This window comes from Aquipseudomonas alcaligenes (assembly GCF_003205495.1).
GTDB classification, from domain to species: Bacteria; Pseudomonadota; Gammaproteobacteria; order Pseudomonadales; family Pseudomonadaceae; genus Aquipseudomonas; species Aquipseudomonas alcaligenes_B.
The window spans coordinates 416377-433678 of the sequence record NZ_QJRX01000002.1 but is presented as its reverse complement, the minus strand read 5'-3'; the positions used below and the strand labels follow the sequence as shown (position 1 = coordinate 433678).

The following is a 17302-nucleotide window of genomic DNA, read 5'->3' as shown; positions in this document are numbered from 1 at the left end:
ACCTCAAGCCCGGACTCTAGTCTCGCTTCCTCATGGACGCGGGCGTTCCGGGCCAACCGGAGCCGCCATGCCAGCCGCAACCAATAACAGAAGAAATGCGAAGATGAACACGCCCACCCTGCACAGCGCATTGCTGATCGACGGCCAGCTGGTCGGCGGGGAAGGTGTCGCCGAAGCCATCCTCAACCCGGCCAGCGGCGAGGTGCTGTGCAGCATCGCCGAGGCCTCGCTGGAGCAGCTGGAGGCCGCCGTGCAGGCCGCCCACCGCGCCTTCCCCGCCTGGTCGCGGACCACCCCGGCGCAACGCGCCGGCGCCCTGCTCGCCATCGCCGATGCCGTCGACGCCCAGGCCGAGCAGCTGGCGGCGCTGGAGGCGCTGAACTGCGGCAAGCCGCTGCACCTGGCGCGCCAGGACGACCTGCCGGCCACGGCCGATGTGTTCCGCTTCTTCGCCGGTGCCGTGCGCTGCCAGCAGGGCCAGCTGGCCGGCGAATACGTGGCCGGCCACACCAGCCTGGTGCGCCGCGACCCGGTCGGCGTGGTCGCCTCCATCGCGCCGTGGAACTACCCGCTGATGATGGCCGCGTGGAAGATCGCCCCGGCCCTGGCTGCCGGCAACTGCCTGGTGTTCAAGCCCTCGGAGCACACGCCGCTGTCGATCCTGGCGCTGGCCCCGGCACTGCGCGAGATCCTCCCGGCCGGCGTGCTGAACATCGTCTGCGGCGGTGGCGAAGGCATCGGCAGCAGCCTGGTCGGCCACCCGAAAGTGCGCATGGTGTCGCTGACCGGCGACATCGTCACCGGGCAGAAGATCCTGCAGAGCGCCGCGCGCACCCTCAAGCGCACGCACCTGGAGCTGGGCGGCAAGGCGCCGGTGATCGTCTGCGACGACGCCGACCTCGAGGCGGTGGTCCAGGGCATCCGCACCCATGGCTACTACAACGCCGGCCAGGACTGCACCGCCGCCTGCCGCATCTACGCCCAGGCCGGCATCCACGACCGCCTGGTGGCCGAGCTGGGCGATGCCGTGGCGAGCATCCGCTTCGCCCGCAAGAAGGACGCCGACAACGAGATCGGCCCGCTGATCAGCGCACGCCAGCGCGACCGCGTGGCCAGCTTCGTCGAACGCGCCCTGGGCCAGCCGCACATCGAGCGGGTCACCGGCGCCGCCGTGCACTCCGGCCCCGGCTTCCACTACCAGCCGACCCTGCTGGCCGGCTGCCGGCAGAACGACGAGATCGTCCAGCGCGAGGTGTTCGGCCCGGTGGTCACCGTCACCCGCTTCGACCAGCTGAGCCAGGCGCTGGACTGGGCCAACGACTCCGAGTACGGCCTGGCCAGCTCGGTGTGGACGCAGAACCTGGACAAGGCCCTGCAGCTGGCCAACCGCCTGCAGTACGGCTGCACCTGGATCAACACCCACTTCATGCTGGCCAGCGAGATGCCCCACGGCGGGCTCAAGCGTTCCGGCTACGGCAAGGACCTGTCCAGCGACTCGTTGCAGGACTACAGCGTGGTGCGCCACATCATGGCGCGCCACGGACAACAACTAGACTGAAACCAACCGCCGGCTCGGCAGCGGTCTTGCCGAACGACATTCAACTGCCCCGACAACAGGTCACAACAAGAGGGAATCACGATGTCCGCGCCAAGAACCGCTCTGCTCAGCGCTCTCGCCACCGCCCTGCTCGCCGCAGGCGCCGTGCAGGCCGCCGAACCGCTCAAGACCCTGGGCCAGGCCGAAGGCCAGCTCAACATCATCGCCTGGCCCGGCTACATCGAGCGCGGCGAGACCGACAAGAACTACGACTGGGTGACCCAGTTCGAGAAGGCCAGTGGCTGCAAGGTCAACGTCAAGACCGCCGCCACCTCCGACGAGATGGTCAGCCTGATGGCCAAGGGCGGCTACGACCTGGTCACCGCCTCGGGCGACGCCTCCCTGCGCCTGATCGCCGGCAAGCGCGTGCAGCCGGTGAACATCGACCTGATCCCCAACTGGAAGAATGTCGACGAGCGCCTGAAGAACGCCCCCTGGCACGTGGTGGACGGGCAGCACTACGGCACCCCCTACCAGTGGGGCCCGAACGTGCTGATGTACAGCACCCAGGCGTTCAAGGAGGCGCCGACCAGCTGGAAGGTGGTGTTCGAGGAAATGACCCTGGCCGACGGCAAATCCAACAAGGGCCGCGTGCAGGCCTACGACGGCCCCATCTACATCGCCGACGCCGCCCTCTACCTGAAGGCGCACAAGCCGGAGCTGGGCATCAGCGACCCCTACCTGCTCAACGAGGAGCAGTACGCCGCCGCGCTGCAGCTGCTGCGCCAGCAGCACGCCCTGACGCACCGCTACTGGCACGACGTCACCGTGCAGATGAACGACTTCAAGAACGAGGGCGTGGTCGCCTCCAGCGCCTGGGGCTATCAGGTCAACGCCCTGCAGATGGAAAAGCAGCCGATTGCCTCGACCGTGCCGGCCGAGGGTGCCACCGGCTGGGCCGACACCACCATGCTGCATGCCGAGGCCAAGAACCCCAACTGCGCCTATGCCTGGATGAACTGGTCACTGGAACCCAAGCTGCAGGGCGACCTGGCCGCCTGGTTCGGCTCCAACCCGGCAGTGCCGGCAGCCTGCAAGGGCAACGCCCTGCTGACCGACGAAGGCTGCAAGACCAACGGCTTCGACAACTTCGACAAGATCGCCTTCTGGAAGACCCCGCAGGCCGAGGGCGGCAAGTACGTGCCCTACAGCCGCTGGACCCAGGACTACATCGCCATCATGGGCGGTAGATAAGGGTTCCGCGCTGGCTGCGCGATCCGTGGGCGGCGTTGTGTCCTCGCACGAAGCTCGCCTACCCGGCGGTATGTCTCGCTTCGTGCTGCGGGACGCCTTGCCCACGAACCGCTCGCTCAGCGCTGCCTCGACGTTGCCCAGGAAGAAGCCTCTCCCTGGGCCGATCTGAACGGCGGCTGGATAACAGCTTCTCCAGCCATCCATTCCAAGCCATTGGTTTCACCGCTGTACACCCACCACCGACTCTCCCGTCTCGTGTCGGCAAACCGAACGGGGCGGAGGTGGGTGGCTTTCCTCCTGGAGTGTTCGAGATGACCCTTGCAGTGCAATTCACCGATGTGTCCCGCGTGTTCGGCGAGGTCAAGGCCGTCGACCGGGTGTCCATCGACATCCGGGACGGCGAATTCTTTTCCATGCTCGGCCCCTCCGGCTCGGGCAAGACCACCTGCCTGCGCCTGATCGCCGGCTTCGAGCAGCCCAGCGCCGGCTCCATCCGCATCCACGGCGCCGAGGCCGCCGGGCTGCCGCCCTACCAGCGCGACGTCAACACGGTGTTCCAGGACTACGCCCTGTTCCCGCACATGAACGTGCTGGAGAACGTCGCCTACGGCCTCAAGGTCAAGGGCGTGGCCAAGGCCGAACGCCTGGCGCGCGCCGAGGAGGCCCTGGCACTGGTCGCCCTCGGTGGCTACGGTGGGCGCAAGCCGGCGCAGCTGTCCGGCGGCCAGCGCCAGCGCGTGGCCCTGGCCCGCGCGCTGGTCAATCGCCCGCGCGTGCTGCTGCTCGACGAGCCGCTGGGCGCGCTGGACCTCAAGCTGCGCGAGCAGATGCAGAGCGAGCTGAAGAAGCTGCAGCGCCAGCTCGGCATCACCTTCATCTTCGTCACCCACGACCAGGGCGAGGCGCTGTCCATGTCCGACCGCGTGGCAGTGTTCAACAGGGGCCGCATCGAGCAGGTCGACACCCCGCGCAACCTGTACATGAACCCGGCCAGCGCCTTTGTCGCCGAGTTCGTCGGCACCAGCAACGTGCTCAAGGGCGAGCTGGCCGCGCGCATCGGCGGCTCGGCGCGCCCCCTGTCGATCCGCCCGGAGCATGTGCGCCTGGTGGCCACTGGCAGCAGCCTGCCGGCCAGCGACGAGGTGGAGATCAGCGGCCTGCTGCACGACATCCAGTACCTGGGCGCCGCCACCCGCTACGAGCTGCAACTGGACAACGGCCAGAACTTCGCCGTCAGCCAGGCCAACAACCAGTGGGGCGTCGGTGACGCGCCCTGCCAGCCGGGCCAGCGCGTCACCGCGCGCTGGGCCCGCGCGGCCATGGTCGCCCTGCGTGAGGAGGCCTGAGATGAACCAGGCCCTCGCCCTGCAGGCGGACGGCGGCGGACCGCTGCGCCGCCTGTCCAGCCTGCTCTACCGCAAGCCGACGCTGTACCTGGCGCTACTGCTGATCCCGCCACTGCTGTGGTTCGGCGCGATCTACCTGGGCTCGCTGCTGACCCTGCTGTGGCAGGGTTTCTACACCTTCGACGACTTCAGCATGACGGTCACCCCCGACCTCACGCTGGCCAACTTCAAGGCGCTGTTCCAGGCCGCCAACTTCGACATCATCCTGCGCACCCTGACCATGGCCGTGGCGGTGTCGCTGGCCGCCGGCCTGCTGGCCTTCCCCATCGCCTACTACATGGCGCGCTACACCGACGGCAAGACCAAGGCCTTCTTCTACATCGCGGTGATGCTGCCGATGTGGGCCAGCTACATCGTCAAGGCCTACGCCTGGACCCTGCTGCTGGCCAAGGGCGGCGTGGCCATGTGGTTCGTCCAGGCGCTGCACCTGCAGCCCGTGCTGGAGTTCATCCTCGGCATCCCCGGTGTCGGCGGTAACACCCTGTCCACCTCGCACCTGGGGCGCTTCCTGGTGTTCGTCTACATCTGGCTGCCGTTCATGATCCTGCCCATTCAAGCGTCACTGGAGCGCCTGCCGCCGTCGCTGCTGCAGGCCTCGGCAGACCTCGGCGCCAGGCCGCGGCAGACCTTCCTGCAGGTGATCCTGCCGCTGTCGATCCCGGGCATCGCCGCCGGCTCGATCTTCACCTTCAGCCTGACCCTCGGCGACTACATAGTGCCGCAACTGGTGGGGCCACCCGGCTACTTCATCGGCAGCATGGTCTACGCCCAGCAGGGCGCGATCGGCAACATGCCGATGGCCGCCGCCTTCACCCTGGTGCCGATCGTGCTGATCGCCGTCTACCTGTCCATCGTCAAGCGTCTGGGGGCCTTCGATGCACTCTGAGCAAGCTTCCCTCGGCCTGAAGCTGGCCGCCTGGGGCGGGCTGGTGTTCCTGCACTTCCCGATCCTGATCATCTTCCTCTACGCCTTCAACACCGAGAGCGCCGGCTTCAGCTTCCCGCCCAAGGGCCTGACCCTGGACTGGTTCAGCGTGGCCTTCGCCCGCGCCGACGTGCTCGAAGCCATAGTGCTGTCGCTCAAGGTGGCGGCCATCGCCACGCTGATCGCCATGCTCCTCGGCACCCTGGCCGCGGCGGCGCTGTGGCGGCGCGACTTCTTCGGCAAGGAGAGCGTATCGCTGCTGCTGATCCTGCCGATCGCCCTGCCCGGCATCGTCACCGGCATCGCCCTGCTCTCGGCGTTCAAGACCTTCGGCATCGAGCCGGGCCTGCTGACCATCGTCATCGGCCACGCCACCTTCTGCGTGGTGATCGTCTACAACAACGTCATCGCCCGCTTCCGCCGCACCAGCTACAGCCTGATCGAGGCCAGCATGGACCTCGGCGCCGACGGCTGGCAGACCTTCCGCTACATCGTCCTGCCCAACCTCGGCTCGGCCCTGCTGGCCGGCGGCATGCTGGCCTTCGCCCTGTCCTTCGACGAGATCATCGTCACCACCTTCACCGCCGGCCACGAGAAGACCCTGCCGATCTGGCTGCTCAACCAGCTGTCGCGCCCGCGCGACGTACCGGTGACCAACGTGGTCGCCATGCTGGTGATGCTGGTGACCATGCTGCCGATCCTTGCCGCCTACTACCTGACCAAGGGTGGCGAGGGCGTGGCCGGCAGCGGCAAGTAAGACGTTCCTCCCCTCGCCCGCTTGCGGGAGAGGGGCCGGGGGAGAGGGCCAGACGCCCTCCCCGCTCATTCATGCAAACCCGATAGCGAGGTTCTAGCGATGCAAACCAAACTGCTGATCAACGGCGAACTGGTCGCCGGCATGGGCGCCGCCCAACCCGTGCTCAACCCCTCGCTGGGCAGCACCCTGGTGGACATCCCCGAGGCCACCGCCGAACAGATCGACGCCGCCGTGCGCGCCGCCGACGCCGCCTTCGACGCCTGGTCGCAGACCACCCCCGGCCAGCGCTCCGCCCTGCTCCTGGCCCTGGCCGATGCCATCGACGCCAACGCCGACGAACTGGCCCGCCTGGAGTCGCAGAACTGCGGCAAGCCCTACGCCGCCGCGCGCAACGACGAGCTGCCGGCCATCGCCGACGTGTTCCGCTTCTTCGCCGGGGCCGCGCGCTGCCTGCAGGGTTCCGCCGCCGGCGAATACCTACCCGGCCACACCTCGATGATCCGCCGCGACCCGATCGGCGTGGTCGCCTCCATCGCGCCGTGGAACTACCCGCTGATGATGGCCGCCTGGAAGCTGGCCCCGGCCTTGGCCGCCGGCAACTGTGTGGTGCTCAAGCCTTCCGAGCAGACGCCGCTGACCGCCCTGCGCCTGGGCCAGCTGATCGCCGCCATCTTCCCCGCCGGGGTGGTCAACATCGTGTTCGGCCGCGGCGCCGCCGTCGGCGAGCCACTGGTCAACCACGAGAAGGTGCGCATGGTGTCGCTGACCGGCTCGATCCCCACCGGTTCGAAGATCATCGCCGGCACCGCAGCTTCGGTTAAGCGCATGCACATGGAGCTGGGCGGCAAGGCACCGGTGATCATCTTCGACGACGCCGACATCGACGCCGCCGTCGAGGGCATCCGCACCTTCGGCTTCTACAACGCCGGGCAGGACTGCACCGCCGCCTGCCGCATCTACGCGCAGAAGGGCATCTACGAGAAGTTCGTGGCCAAGCTCGGCGAAGCGGTCGGCTCGATCAAGCATGGCCTGCAGGACGACGCCGGCACCGAGCTCGGTCCGCTGATCACCGAGGTGCACCGCCAGCGCGTGGCCGGCTTCGTCGAGCGCGCCACGGCGCAGTCACACATCGAGGTGGTCACCGGCGGCAAGGCTCCGGCCGGCAACGGCTTCTTCTTCCTGCCCACGGTGCTGGCCGGCGCCCGGCAGAGCGACGAAATCGTCTGCCGCGAGGTGTTCGGCCCGGTGGTCTCGGTCACCCCGTTCGACGACGAGGCGCAGGCCCTGGCCTGGGCCAACGCCTCCGACTACGGCCTGGCCAGTTCGGTGTGGACCCGCGACGTCGGCCGCGCCCATCGCCTGTCGGCGCGCCTGCAGTACGGCTGCACCTGGGTCAACACCCACTTCATGCTGGTCAGCGAGATGCCCCACGGCGGCCTCAAGCTCTCCGGCTACGGCAAGGACATGTCCATGTACGGGCTGGAGGACTACACCGCCATCCGCCACGTGATGATCAAGCACTGAGCTGAGCGCCGCGCGCTGGTCCGGGCGTTGTTGGCCAGAACCTCGAAATGCTCATGTACTCCAGTACATTGCGCTTTCTCGGCTCTGGCCGCCTAGCCCGCCCGGCGCGCGCGACGCCCAGATCGCTCCGATGTTTCTCAACCGGTTTCGTTACAACAACACAGCTGGAGCGACAACAATGAAAACCGCACTGCGCAGCATCGCTTTCCTCGCCCTCGGCACCCTCGCCGGCCTGGCCCAGGCGGCCGACGACGCCAAGGCCCTGGTCGACGGCTACATGGCCGCCTGGAACGCCCACGACGCCGATAAGGCCGCAACCTTCCTGGCCGAAGACGCGGTGTACTTCGACGCCACCGTCGGCACCCCGCAGAACGGCAAGACCGCTGCTCGCGACAACGTGATCAAGGTGTTCATCGGCGCCGTGCCGGACCTCAAATGGGAAATGACCAGCGCGCCCATCGTCAGCGCCGACGGCATCGCCTTCCAGTGGAAGTTCAGCGGCACCAACAGCGGCGCCTGGAGCGCCGAGACCCCGGCCACCGGCAAGCCGCTGTCGTTCGAGGGCGTCAGTTTCATCCGCATCAAGGACGGCAAGATTGTCTATCAGGGCGACTACTACGATGCCCTGGGTTTCAACAAGCAATTGGGTTGGTAACACCGCTGCGGCGCCCGGCCGGCGGGCGCCGTCTCACCCACTACTCGCCGATATCCTCGTGCCACAGCTCGGGACGGGTGGCGATGAAGTCCTCCATCAGCCGGATGCACTCGGCATCCTGCAGCACGTCCAGCTGCACGCCGCGCTCGCGCAGCAGCGCCTCTTCGCCAAGGAAGGTGCGGTTCTCGCCGATCACCACCCGCGGTATGCCGTACAGCAGGATGGCGCCGCTGCACATCGCGCAGGGCGACAGGGTGGTGTAGAGCACCGCCTCGCGGTAGACGCGGGCCGGCTGCCGGCCGGCATTCTCGAAGGCATCCATCTCGCCGTGGCGGATGGCGCTGCCCTGCTGCACCCGGCGATTGTGGCCACGGCCGATGATGCGGCCGTCATGCACTATCACCGAGCCGATGGGAATGCCGCCCTCGGCGAGGCCCAGGCGGGCCTCGCCGAGGGCAGCTTGCATGAAGGGGTCCATTGGGGTTCCTCGTGGCGTCGAAGTCCCCCTAACCCTAGGCGGCGCCTCAGCGTGGCGCCAGGTGCGCGACCAGCAGCTGCACGCTCTCGCGGCCCTGATACTCGTTGACGTCCAGCTTGTAGGCCAGCTCCACCCAGCGCACGTTGGGGTTGGGCCAGGTGTCGCGGTCGACGTTGAAGGCGATGCCATCCAGGGTCTGGCTGCCGCACTCGGTCTTGACCACCAGCTTGAGGTGCTTCTCGCCCACCACCCGCTGGGTGACGATCTGGAACAGGCCGTGGAACAATGGCTCGGGGAAGTGCTGGCCCCAGGGCCCGGCATGACGCAGGGCCTTGGCCAGCTCCAGATGGAACTCCTCGGCTCCCAGCTGGCCGTCGGACAGCAGGCGGCCGGTGAGATCGTCCGCGCTCAGCTGGCGACGCACCTCGGCATCGAAGGCGGCGGCGAAGGCCGCATAGTTCTCCTGCGGCAGGGACAGGCCGGCGGCCATGGCATGCCCGCCGAACTTGCTGATCAGCCCCGGGTGACGCGCCGCCACGGCATCCAGCGCATCGCGGATATGCAGGCCCGGCACCGAGCGCGCCGAGCCCTTGAGCAGGCCGTCGCCGGCATCGGCGAAGGCGATGGCCGGGCGGTGGTAGCGCTCCTTGAGGCGCGAGGCGAGGATGCCGATCACCCCCTGGTGCCAGTCCGGCTCGAACAGGCACAGGCCGAAAGGCAGGTCCTCGACGTTCAGCTCGCGCAGCTGGGCCAGGGCCTCGCGCTGCATGCCCTGCTCGATGGCCTTGCGGTCCTTGTTCAGCTCGTCGAGCTGCTGGGCCATGTCGCGGACCAGCGCCTCGTCGTCGCACAGCAGGCACTCGATGCCCAGGCTCATGTCGTCCAGCCTGCCGGCGGCGTTCAGGCGCGGGCCGAGGATGAAGCCGAGGTCGGTGGAGCTGATGCGCGCCGCCTGCCGCCCGGCCACCTCGAGGATCGCCTTGAGCCCCGGTCGCGCGCGGCCGGCGCGGATGCGCGCCAGGCCCTGGTGGACCAGGATGCGGTTGTTGGCATCCAGCGGCACGACGTCGGCGACGCTGCCGAGGGCCACCAGGTCGAGCAGCTCGCCCAGGTTCGGTTCCGGCTGCCCGGCCCGGGCGAACCAGTCCAGCTCGCGCAGCCTGGCGCGCAGCGCCAGCAGCACATAGAAGATCACCCCGACCCCGGCCAGCGCCTTGCTGGGGAAGTCGCAACCCGGCTGGTTGGGATTGACGATGGCGTCCGCCGCCGGCAGCTCCGGGCCCGGCAGGTGATGGTCGGTGACCAGCACCCTGAGGCCGGCGGCCTTCGCCGCCGCCACGCCCTCGACGCTGGAGATGCCGTTGTCCACCGTCACCAGCAGATCGGGCCGGCGCTGCAGGGCCACGGCAACGATCTCCGGCGTCAGGCCGTAGCCGTACTCGAAGCGGTTGGGCACCAGGTAGTCGACGTGGGCGGCGCCAAGCATGCGCAGGCCGAGCACGCCGACCGCGCTGGCGGTGGCGCCATCGGCGTCGAAGTCGCCGACGAAGAGGATGCGCTGGCGCTGCTCCAGGGCCTCGACCAGCAGCTGCACCGCACCGTCGATGCCCTTCAGCCGCTGGTAAGGCAGCAGGCGCGCCAGGCCCTTGTCCAGCTCGGCGGCGGACTGCACGCCACGGGCGGCGTACAGGCGGGTCAGCAGCGGCGGCAGCTGGCCCAGATCGGGCAGGGTTGCGGGCAGGGGGCGAAGATCGATGCGCATGGGGTATTCCGAAGCAGGCATGGGTAACCCGGATGCAATCCGGGAACATCGCGGCGCAGCGGCCCCGGATGACCTCCGGAGCCGCGCGCCAGGATTGCGGTCAGCGTTCGCCGGCCAGCCACTCCAGGGGAATCTCGTGCTGGCCGCGCTCGTCGGTGACGTACAGGTGGCCGTCGCTGATCATCACGCTCCAGCTCACCGAGCGCGGCAGGTCGCGAGCCAGCTCTTCCAGGGCGGCCTGATCGACACCGACCACGTTGAGGTTCTTCAGCCCGCGCACGCCGTCGAGCACCTTGCTCTGCCACACCCGCAGGTTGCCGTAGGCCAGCACGCTGAAGCGCTCGGTGCGCCGCGAGCACCAGGTCATGCGTTCAGCGTCCGGCTGGCCGACCTCGATCCAGTGCAGCACACGGTCGTCCAGGCTCTTCTCCCACAAGGCGGGTTCGTCGACATCGGACAGGCCGCGGCCGAAGGCCAGCTGCTCGCCGTACCACAGGGCATAGGCGATCAGCCGTACGCACAGGCGCTCCTCGGTCTCCGAGGGGTGCCTGGCCACGGTGAAGCGCAGGTTTTCGTAGACGTTGCGGTCGATATCGGTGAGGTTCAGTTCGACTTTGTAGGGCGTGGCTTGCAGGGCCATGGGCGGGCTTCTTGGCTGGCGGAAAGGCGGCAAGTCTACCGCGAATAGGCCGCCAGGGGTTCGCCGTCCGCCCCGAACGCCAGCACCTGGTTGCGCCCGGAACGCTTGGCCGCATAGAGCGCCTGGTCGGCGAGGGACAACAGACGCGGCAGGTCATAGCCACCCACGGTGCTGCTGGCAACGCCGATGCTGACACTCTGCGCGCAACTGCCGGAGGCCTCGGCAAACTCCCTGCGAATGCGCTCGGCCAGCGCCAACGCCTCGGCCTGCGACCCCGCTACCAGGCAGGCGAACTCCTCGCCACCGATGCGCCCGAACACGTCGGTCTTGCGCAGGCGATCGACCACCCCGGCACTGAAGGCCTGCAGCACGCGGTCCCCCTCGGCATGGCCGAGTCGGTCGTTGATTGCCTTGAAATGATCGAGGTCGCAAAGCAGCAGCGCCACCGGCTGGCGCTGCTCGGCGCACAGCCGCAACAGGTGCTCGCCGGCACTGAGGAAGGCGCGGCGGTTACCGATGCCGGTCAGCGGGTCGGAGTATGCCGCCACTCGATACTGCTGCTCGGCCCGTTCCTTGACCATGGACAGCACCAGAAAGGCCATGCCCACGGCGTAGAGCACACTCTCGATCAGCAGCGCGACGAACATCGGACTGTAAGGTGCGCTGCCATTGTTGCCCCACGTGCCAAACAGCATACGCAGGATATGGAACAGCACGTGCCCGCCCATCAGCAGCTGGGCGGCAAGGATGGATACCTGCTGTCCGCGCGCGCGCCAGAGCTCATGCATGGCGGCCAGCATGTAGGCGACCAGCAGCAGGGTGAAGGCCGTGACCCGCCAGCGGATATCACCATAAAAGGCCGGCCACAGGCACAGCAACAGCCAGCCCCAGGCCCCCAGGGTGACCAGCCACCAGCGCGGCTCGCGCCCGCAGAAGGTCCGCATGGCAGCCCAGGTCATGCCGATGCAGAGCAGCAGGACCACATTGCCGACGACTATCGGCACCCAGTCGAAGCCCAGGCCGCGCAGGGCGTTGAGTATCAGCCCCGCCCCTTCGAGGAACAGCATCACGCTGGCCCACAACAGAGTGCGTTCGTGGCGACCGCGCCACCAACTGTAGAGCATCAGTGCGGCGCAGAAAAACACGACGCTGACATTGGCCAGCAGCAGAGACGGGATATGCAGTTGCGACATCGGGTAGGGCTCGGTTCCCTGAGCACGAACGGACGGCTCTTTGCCCGCACTCTAGCAAAAGGCCACTGCCGGCGGGTGAAGTGCCTGTGGCTGGCATCGCCCGCCGGCCGAGGATAGGCTGGCCGGCATTCGTGAACTCGCAGGGACAACCCATGATCGCCAACAAACCCCTCGCCGGCCTGAAAGTGGTCGAACTCGGCACCCTGATCGCCGGGCCCTTCGCCTCGCGCATCTGCGCCGAGTTCGGCGCCGAGGTGATCAAGGTGGAGTCGCCCGACGGCGGCGACCCGCTGCGCAAGTGGCGCAAGCTGTACCAGGGCACCTCGCTGTGGTGGTTCGTGCAGGCGCGCAACAAGCGCTGCATCACCCTCAACCTGAAGCACGAGGACGGTCGCGAGGTCCTCAGGAAGCTCCTGGCCGAGGCGGACATCCTGATCGAGAACTTCCGCCCCGGCGTGCTGGAGAAGCTCGGCCTGGGCTGGGACGTGCTGCACGCGCTGAACCCCAGGCTGGTGATGGTGCGCCTGTCCGGCTTCGGCCAGAGCGGCCCCATGAAGGACCAGCCGGGCTTCGGCGCGGTGGGCGAGTCGATGGGCGGGCTGCGCTACATCACCGGCTTCGAGGACCGCCCGCCGGTGCGCACCGGCATCAGCATCGGCGATTCCATCGCCGCCCTCTGGGGCGTGATCGGCGCCTTGATGGCGCTGCGCCAGCGCGAAGTCAACGGCGGCAGCGGCCAGGTGGTGGACGTGGCGCTCTACGAGGCGGTATTCGCCATGATGGAGTCGATGGTGCCGGAGTTCGACGTGTTCGGATTCGTGCGGGAGAGGACCGGCAACATCATGCCCGGCATCACCCCCTCCTCCATCCATACCTGCGCCGACGGCAAGCACATCCAGATCGGCGCCAACGGCGACGCCATCTTCCAGCGCTTCATGCGCGCCATCGGCCGCGAGGATCTGGCCGATGCGCCGGACCTGGCCGACAACGCCGGCCGCGATGCGCGGCGCGACGAGCTGTACGGGGTGATCGACCGCTGGGCCGCCAGCCTGCCGCTCGCCGAAGTCGAGGCCGTGCTGGTGCGCGCGGAAGTGCCGGCCAGCCGCATCTATTCCGCCGAGGACATGTTCGCCGACACGCAATTCCTCGCCCGCGAGATGTTCCTCTCGGCCAGGCTGCCCGACGGCAAGCCGTTCAGGATGCCGGGCATAGTGCCCAAGCTGTCCGCCACCCCCGGCGACGTGCAGTGGACCGGGCCCGCGCTGGGCGAGCACAACGCCCAGGTACTCGGTGAGCTGGGCTATGGCGCCGAGCAGATCGCCGCGCTGAAGGCGGCGGGAACCATCTGAAGCGACAGCAAGATTCATCCAGGCGCCAGAGCGCGGCGTCATGGTTGCCGGAATAAACTTTAAAATCCATTATGGACAAATTAGTTTACTTCCCGGAGCCAACCATGACCCGCGTGATCGACCAGACCGAAGCCGAACGCCTGCTCGCCCGTATCGACGTGCACCAGGCCATGCGCACCATGTTCGCCAGCCTAGCCAGGGGCCGCGCGCTGCAACCGGCGCAGCAACTGGTGGAGTTCCCCGACGGCGGCGACTTCATCAACTACCTGGGCGTGCTGGCCGATGAAGGGGTCTACGGGATCAAGACCTCGCCCTACATCCCCGGTCCGCAGGGCGCCACCGTCACCGCCTGGACCCTGCTGATGTCCATGCGCAGCGGCCAGCCGCTGCTGCTGTGCGATGCCAAGAGCCTGACCACCGCGCGCACCGCCGCCACCACCGCGGTGGCCGTGGAGGAGCTGGCGCCGGCCGGTGCCACGCGCCTGGCCATCATCGGCAGCGGTCCGGTGGCCCGCGCCCACCTGCGCTATGTGCAGAACCTGCGCGACTGGCAGAGCATCCGCCTGCACTCCCCCGGTCTGGCCGCCGAGGGCGCCGCGAAACACGCCGAGCTGCGCGCCCTGGACCCGCGCCTGCAGCTGTGCGCCAGCCAGGAGGAGGCCGTGGCCGACGCCGAGGTCATCCTGCTGTGCACCTCCGCCGCCGGGCCGGTGCTCGATCCGCTGAGCCTCGGCCGCAACGTGCTGGTCACCTCGATCAGCACCAATGCGCCGCGCGCCCACGAGGTGCCGCCACAGAGCCTGGCCGGCATGGACGTGTATTGCGACTACCGCGCCACCACTCCCGGCGCCGCCGGCGAGATGGTGCTGGCGGCGGAAGGCGGCTGGAGCAGCAACCTGATCCGCGGCGACCTGGCCGAACTGGTCGTCGGCCTGGCCCCCAGGCCGGACTATGCCCGTCCGGTGCTCTTCCGTTCCATCGGCCTGGGCCTCGAAGACATGGCCCTGGCCCATGCCCTGCATCAGCTGCTGGAGCAAGGCCAATGAGCGACGTGATCGACAGCGAATTCCTCATCGTCGGTGCCGGCATCGCCGGCGCCAGCACCGGCTACTTCCTCGCCGCGCACGGCAGGACCCTGCTGCTGGAGCGCGAAAGCCAACCCGGCTACCACAGCACCGGGCGCTCCGCCGCGCTCTATACCCTGGCCTATGGCACGCCGCAGGTGCGCGCCCTGACCGCCGCCAGCCGCGCCTTCTTCGACGCGCCGCCGGCCGGTTTCAGCGAGCACCCGCTGCTCAGCCCGCGCGGCGAGATGGTGGTGGACTTCTCCGGCGACGCCGAGGAACTGCAGCGCCAGTACGCAAGCGGCAAGGCCAGCGTGCCGCAGATGCGCCTGCTCAGCGCCGACGAGGCCTGCGCCCTGGTGCCGGTGCTGCGCCGCGACAAGGTGCATGGCGCCATGCTCGACCCCAGCGCCGCCGACATCGACACCGATGCCCTGCACCAGGGCTTCCTGCGCGGCATCCGCCAGCAGGGCGGGGAAATCCACTGCAACCGCGAGGTCAGCGCGATCGAGCGGCTCGCGGACGGCTGGCAGGTGCGCTGCGGCGAGCAGCTGTACCGCTGCCGGGTGCTGGTCAACGCCGCCGGGGGCTGGTGCGACGAGATCGCCAAGCTGGCCGGGGTCGCCCCCATCGGTCTCACGCCCAAGCGCCGCGCCGCCTTCACCTTCCTGCCCCCGGAAGGACTGGACTGCCATGCCTGGCCCTGCCTGGTGGACCTGCACGAAGCCTTCTACTTCAAGCCGGATGCCGGCCAGCTGCTCGGCTCGCCAGCCAACGCCGACCCGGTGGCGCCGCACGACGTGCAGCCGGAAGAGCTGGATATCGCCATGGGCCTGTACCAGATCGAGGAGCACACCAGCCTGACGATCCGCCGCCCGCAGCACACCTGGGCCGGCCTGCGCAGCTTCGTCGCCGACGGCGACCTGGTCGGCGGCTATGCCGAGGATGCCGAAGGCTTCTTCTGGGTGGCCGCCCAGGGCGGCTACGGCATCCAGACCAGCGCGGCGATGGGCGAGGCCTGCGCCGCGCTGATCCGCCAGCAGCCGCTGCCGGCGCATATCGCCGCCTTCGGCCTCAGCGCGGCGATGCTCTCGCCGGCCCGCCTGGGTCGATAAGCGCAGCGGGGGCGCCTGATGACGCCCCCGACGCTTTGCGGCACACTCGCCGTGCCGCCCCAGGAGCCCACTGCATGACGCCCCGCCCCGCCGCCGACCTCGATAATTTCCGCGCCATCGCCGACGCCATCGCCACCCTGTTCTTCCCCCATGTCGAGGTGGTGTTGCACGACCTGCGCACGCAGAAGATCGACCACATCGCCAACAACCTGTCCAAACGCGCGGTGGGCGACGATGCGGCGCTGGAGGACCTGCTGGAGCACACCCCGGACGAGCGCAACATCGGCCCCTACGAGAAGCTCAACTGGGACGGCCGGAAGATCCGCTCGGTCAGCACCGTGCTGCGCGATGCCCGGGGCACGCCGGTGGCCGTCCTGTGCCTGAACTTCAACATCTCCATGCTGGAGAGCGCCAAGCAGGCGCTGGACCTGTTCCTCTCCGCCAGCCGGGTGATACCGCAGCCCGATGCGCTGTTCCGCGACGACTGGCAGGAGCGCATCAACAGTTTCCTGCACGCCTGGCTGCAGCAGCGCCAGCTCGGCCTCAACCTGCTCACCCGCGAGCACAAGCGCGAGCTGGTCGAGGCCCTGCATGCCGAAGGTGCATTCAAGGGCAAGAGTGCCGCCAACTACATCGCCAACGTGCTCAACATGGGCCGCGCCACGGTGTACAAGCACCTCAAGGAGATCAAGGGCGAGGCCTGACTCAGCCCACCTGCTCGCTGGCTTGCCGCCGCAGCGCCAGCTCTTCCAGGCGCCGGCGGGTATTGGCGTTGGCGCCGGGACCAGGCAGCAATCCCAGGTTGCGCATGCCCACCGGCTGCCCCTCGGCATCGAGCAGCTCCAAGGGCGCCACCGGAGCGCCGCTGTTGCGGTTGACCGGCACCACGGGTGCCCCCTCCGGCAGGGGATTCCAGCGGTCGCCCCACTGCAGGATGGCTACCACTATTACATGCAGTGAGCGCCCCTTCTCGGTCAGCTTGTACTCGGTGCCGCCCTGTACCGCGCGCTTGCTGAGGATGCCGTGCTCCTGCAGCAGCTTCAGGCGCTTGGACAGGATGCCCTTGGAAATCCCCTGGTTGCGCTGAAATTCGTCGAACTTGCTGGAGCCCCACATGCACTCCAGCACGATCAGCACGTTCCACCAGTCCCCCAGCACATCCAGCGAGCGCGCGATGGAGCAATTCCGATCCTCGAACGTGAGCCTTTCCACTCTGTAGACCTCCAGATCGCCACGAAAGAAACCCGGCGCGAAAGCGCTTGACAGGTTTCATTATAGAACCTAATTTCAACTCCGCACGGTTCTATTATAGAACCAAGCCTCAACCCCCTGATCCGAGGTCTCCCATCATGCTCAAGCAGCTCCTCACAGCCGGCCTGCTCCTCGCCAGCGGCGCGGTCCTGGCCCAGCCGGAAAGCCCGTGCATCACCAACGAACTGGAGCGGGACAGCGTCACCGCGCCCCTGGCGCTGGAGATCGGCAAGTGCCATCTCGCCGCGGCCACCAGCGGCCCCGACGGCCTGCCTGCCCTCGAGTACGCCCACAGCTGGTTCCTCCAGGCCAAGGTGCTGGGCGCCGAAGACGCGCAACGCCAGCTGGAAACCACCCATGCCCGCCTGCAACTGGCCGCCGAGGCGCAATGA

At 68.3% G+C, this 17302-nt stretch carries 17 protein-coding genes; 12 read left to right on the top strand and 5 right to left on the bottom strand.

What is annotated here, in order from left to right:
* Window positions 1-103 precede the first annotated feature (103 nt).
* The 7 genes from DMO17_RS04765 (at window position 104) to DMO17_RS04735 (ending at window position 8058) form a co-directional block, all read left to right on the top strand.
* On the top strand, window positions 104-1558 hold the full coding sequence (locus DMO17_RS04765; RefSeq protein WP_110681189.1) for a gamma-aminobutyraldehyde dehydrogenase: 1455 nt from the start codon (window positions 104-106) through the stop codon (window positions 1556-1558).
* A gap of 81 nt (window positions 1559-1639) precedes the next feature.
* On the top strand, window positions 1640-2791 hold the full coding sequence (gene ydcS, locus DMO17_RS04760; protein ID WP_110681187.1) for a putative ABC transporter substrate-binding protein YdcS: 1152 nt from the start codon (window positions 1640-1642) through the stop codon (window positions 2789-2791).
* A 311-nt stretch (window positions 2792-3102) separates the two neighbouring features.
* Window positions 3103-4137, top strand: coding sequence for an ABC transporter ATP-binding protein (locus tag DMO17_RS04755; RefSeq protein ID WP_110681184.1), 1035 nt, complete (start codon window positions 3103-3105; stop codon window positions 4135-4137).
* Window position 4138: 1 nt separating this feature from the next.
* Window positions 4139-5083 (top strand): ABC transporter permease, encoded by a 945-nt coding sequence (locus DMO17_RS04750; RefSeq protein ID WP_110681182.1) that lies wholly within the window; start codon window positions 4139-4141, stop codon window positions 5081-5083.
* Entirely contained in the window at window positions 5073-5879 is an 807-nt protein-coding gene (locus DMO17_RS04745) for an ABC transporter permease (protein WP_021443129.1), read from the top strand. The genes DMO17_RS04750 and DMO17_RS04745 overlap by 11 nt, the downstream gene beginning before the upstream one ends.
* A gap of 99 nt (window positions 5880-5978) precedes the next feature.
* Entirely contained in the window at window positions 5979-7403 is a 1425-nt protein-coding gene (locus DMO17_RS04740) for a gamma-aminobutyraldehyde dehydrogenase (RefSeq protein ID WP_110681180.1), read from the top strand.
* A 178-nt stretch (window positions 7404-7581) separates the two neighbouring features.
* Window positions 7582-8058, top strand: a complete 477-nt coding sequence (locus tag DMO17_RS04735) for an ester cyclase (RefSeq protein ID WP_110681178.1) — start codon at window positions 7582-7584, stop codon at window positions 8056-8058.
* Window positions 8059-8098: 40 nt separating this feature from the next.
* Here DMO17_RS04735 and DMO17_RS04730 read toward each other — a convergent pair whose 3' ends face one another.
* From DMO17_RS04730 to DMO17_RS04715, 4 genes are all read right to left on the bottom strand, one after another.
* Window positions 8099-8536: a nucleoside deaminase gene (locus DMO17_RS04730; RefSeq protein ID WP_110681176.1), complete on the bottom strand. Its 438-nt coding sequence runs from the start codon at window positions 8534-8536 to the stop codon at window positions 8099-8101.
* Between the two features lie 46 nt (window positions 8537-8582).
* A complete protein-coding gene (gene recJ / locus DMO17_RS04725; protein ID WP_110681174.1) occupies window positions 8583-10298 on the bottom strand; it encodes a single-stranded-DNA-specific exonuclease RecJ in 1716 nt (571 codons plus the stop codon).
* Between the two features lie 100 nt (window positions 10299-10398).
* Window positions 10399-10938: a YaeQ family protein gene (locus DMO17_RS04720; RefSeq protein WP_110681172.1), complete on the bottom strand. Its 540-nt coding sequence runs from the start codon at window positions 10936-10938 to the stop codon at window positions 10399-10401.
* A gap of 35 nt (window positions 10939-10973) precedes the next feature.
* Window positions 10974-12131, bottom strand: a complete 1158-nt coding sequence (locus tag DMO17_RS04715) for a GGDEF domain-containing protein (protein ID WP_110681170.1) — start codon at window positions 12129-12131, stop codon at window positions 10974-10976.
* A 152-nt stretch (window positions 12132-12283) separates the two neighbouring features.
* Between DMO17_RS04715 and DMO17_RS04710 the strand changes: the two genes are divergently transcribed.
* The 4 genes from DMO17_RS04710 to DMO17_RS04695 all read left to right on the top strand — a co-directional run bounded on the left by DMO17_RS04710 (window position 12284) and on the right by DMO17_RS04695 (window position 16363).
* On the top strand, window positions 12284-13480 hold the full coding sequence (locus DMO17_RS04710; RefSeq protein ID WP_110681168.1) for a CaiB/BaiF CoA transferase family protein: 1197 nt from the start codon (window positions 12284-12286) through the stop codon (window positions 13478-13480).
* A gap of 104 nt (window positions 13481-13584) precedes the next feature.
* The gene (locus DMO17_RS04705; protein ID WP_258371310.1) at window positions 13585-14526 is read left to right on the top strand and encodes an ornithine cyclodeaminase family protein; all 942 of its coding nucleotides are present in this window, start codon (window positions 13585-13587) and stop codon (window positions 14524-14526) included.
* A complete protein-coding gene (locus DMO17_RS04700; RefSeq protein ID WP_375538002.1) occupies window positions 14523-15659 on the top strand; it encodes an NAD(P)/FAD-dependent oxidoreductase in 1137 nt (378 codons plus the stop codon). The genes DMO17_RS04705 and DMO17_RS04700 overlap by 4 nt, the downstream gene beginning before the upstream one ends.
* Window positions 15660-15733: 74 nt before the next feature.
* On the top strand, window positions 15734-16363 hold the full coding sequence (locus DMO17_RS04695; RefSeq protein WP_110681164.1) for a helix-turn-helix transcriptional regulator: 630 nt from the start codon (window positions 15734-15736) through the stop codon (window positions 16361-16363).
* Window position 16364: 1 nt separating this feature from the next.
* Here DMO17_RS04695 and DMO17_RS04690 read toward each other — a convergent pair whose 3' ends face one another.
* Window positions 16365-16871 (bottom strand): winged helix-turn-helix transcriptional regulator, encoded by a 507-nt coding sequence (locus tag DMO17_RS04690; protein WP_110681162.1) that lies wholly within the window; start codon window positions 16869-16871, stop codon window positions 16365-16367.
* A 137-nt stretch (window positions 16872-17008) separates the two neighbouring features.
* On the opposite strand from DMO17_RS04690, the gene DMO17_RS04685 reads away from it, so the two are divergent.
* Entirely contained in the window at window positions 17009-17302 is a 294-nt protein-coding gene (locus DMO17_RS04685) for a hypothetical protein (protein WP_110681161.1), read from the top strand.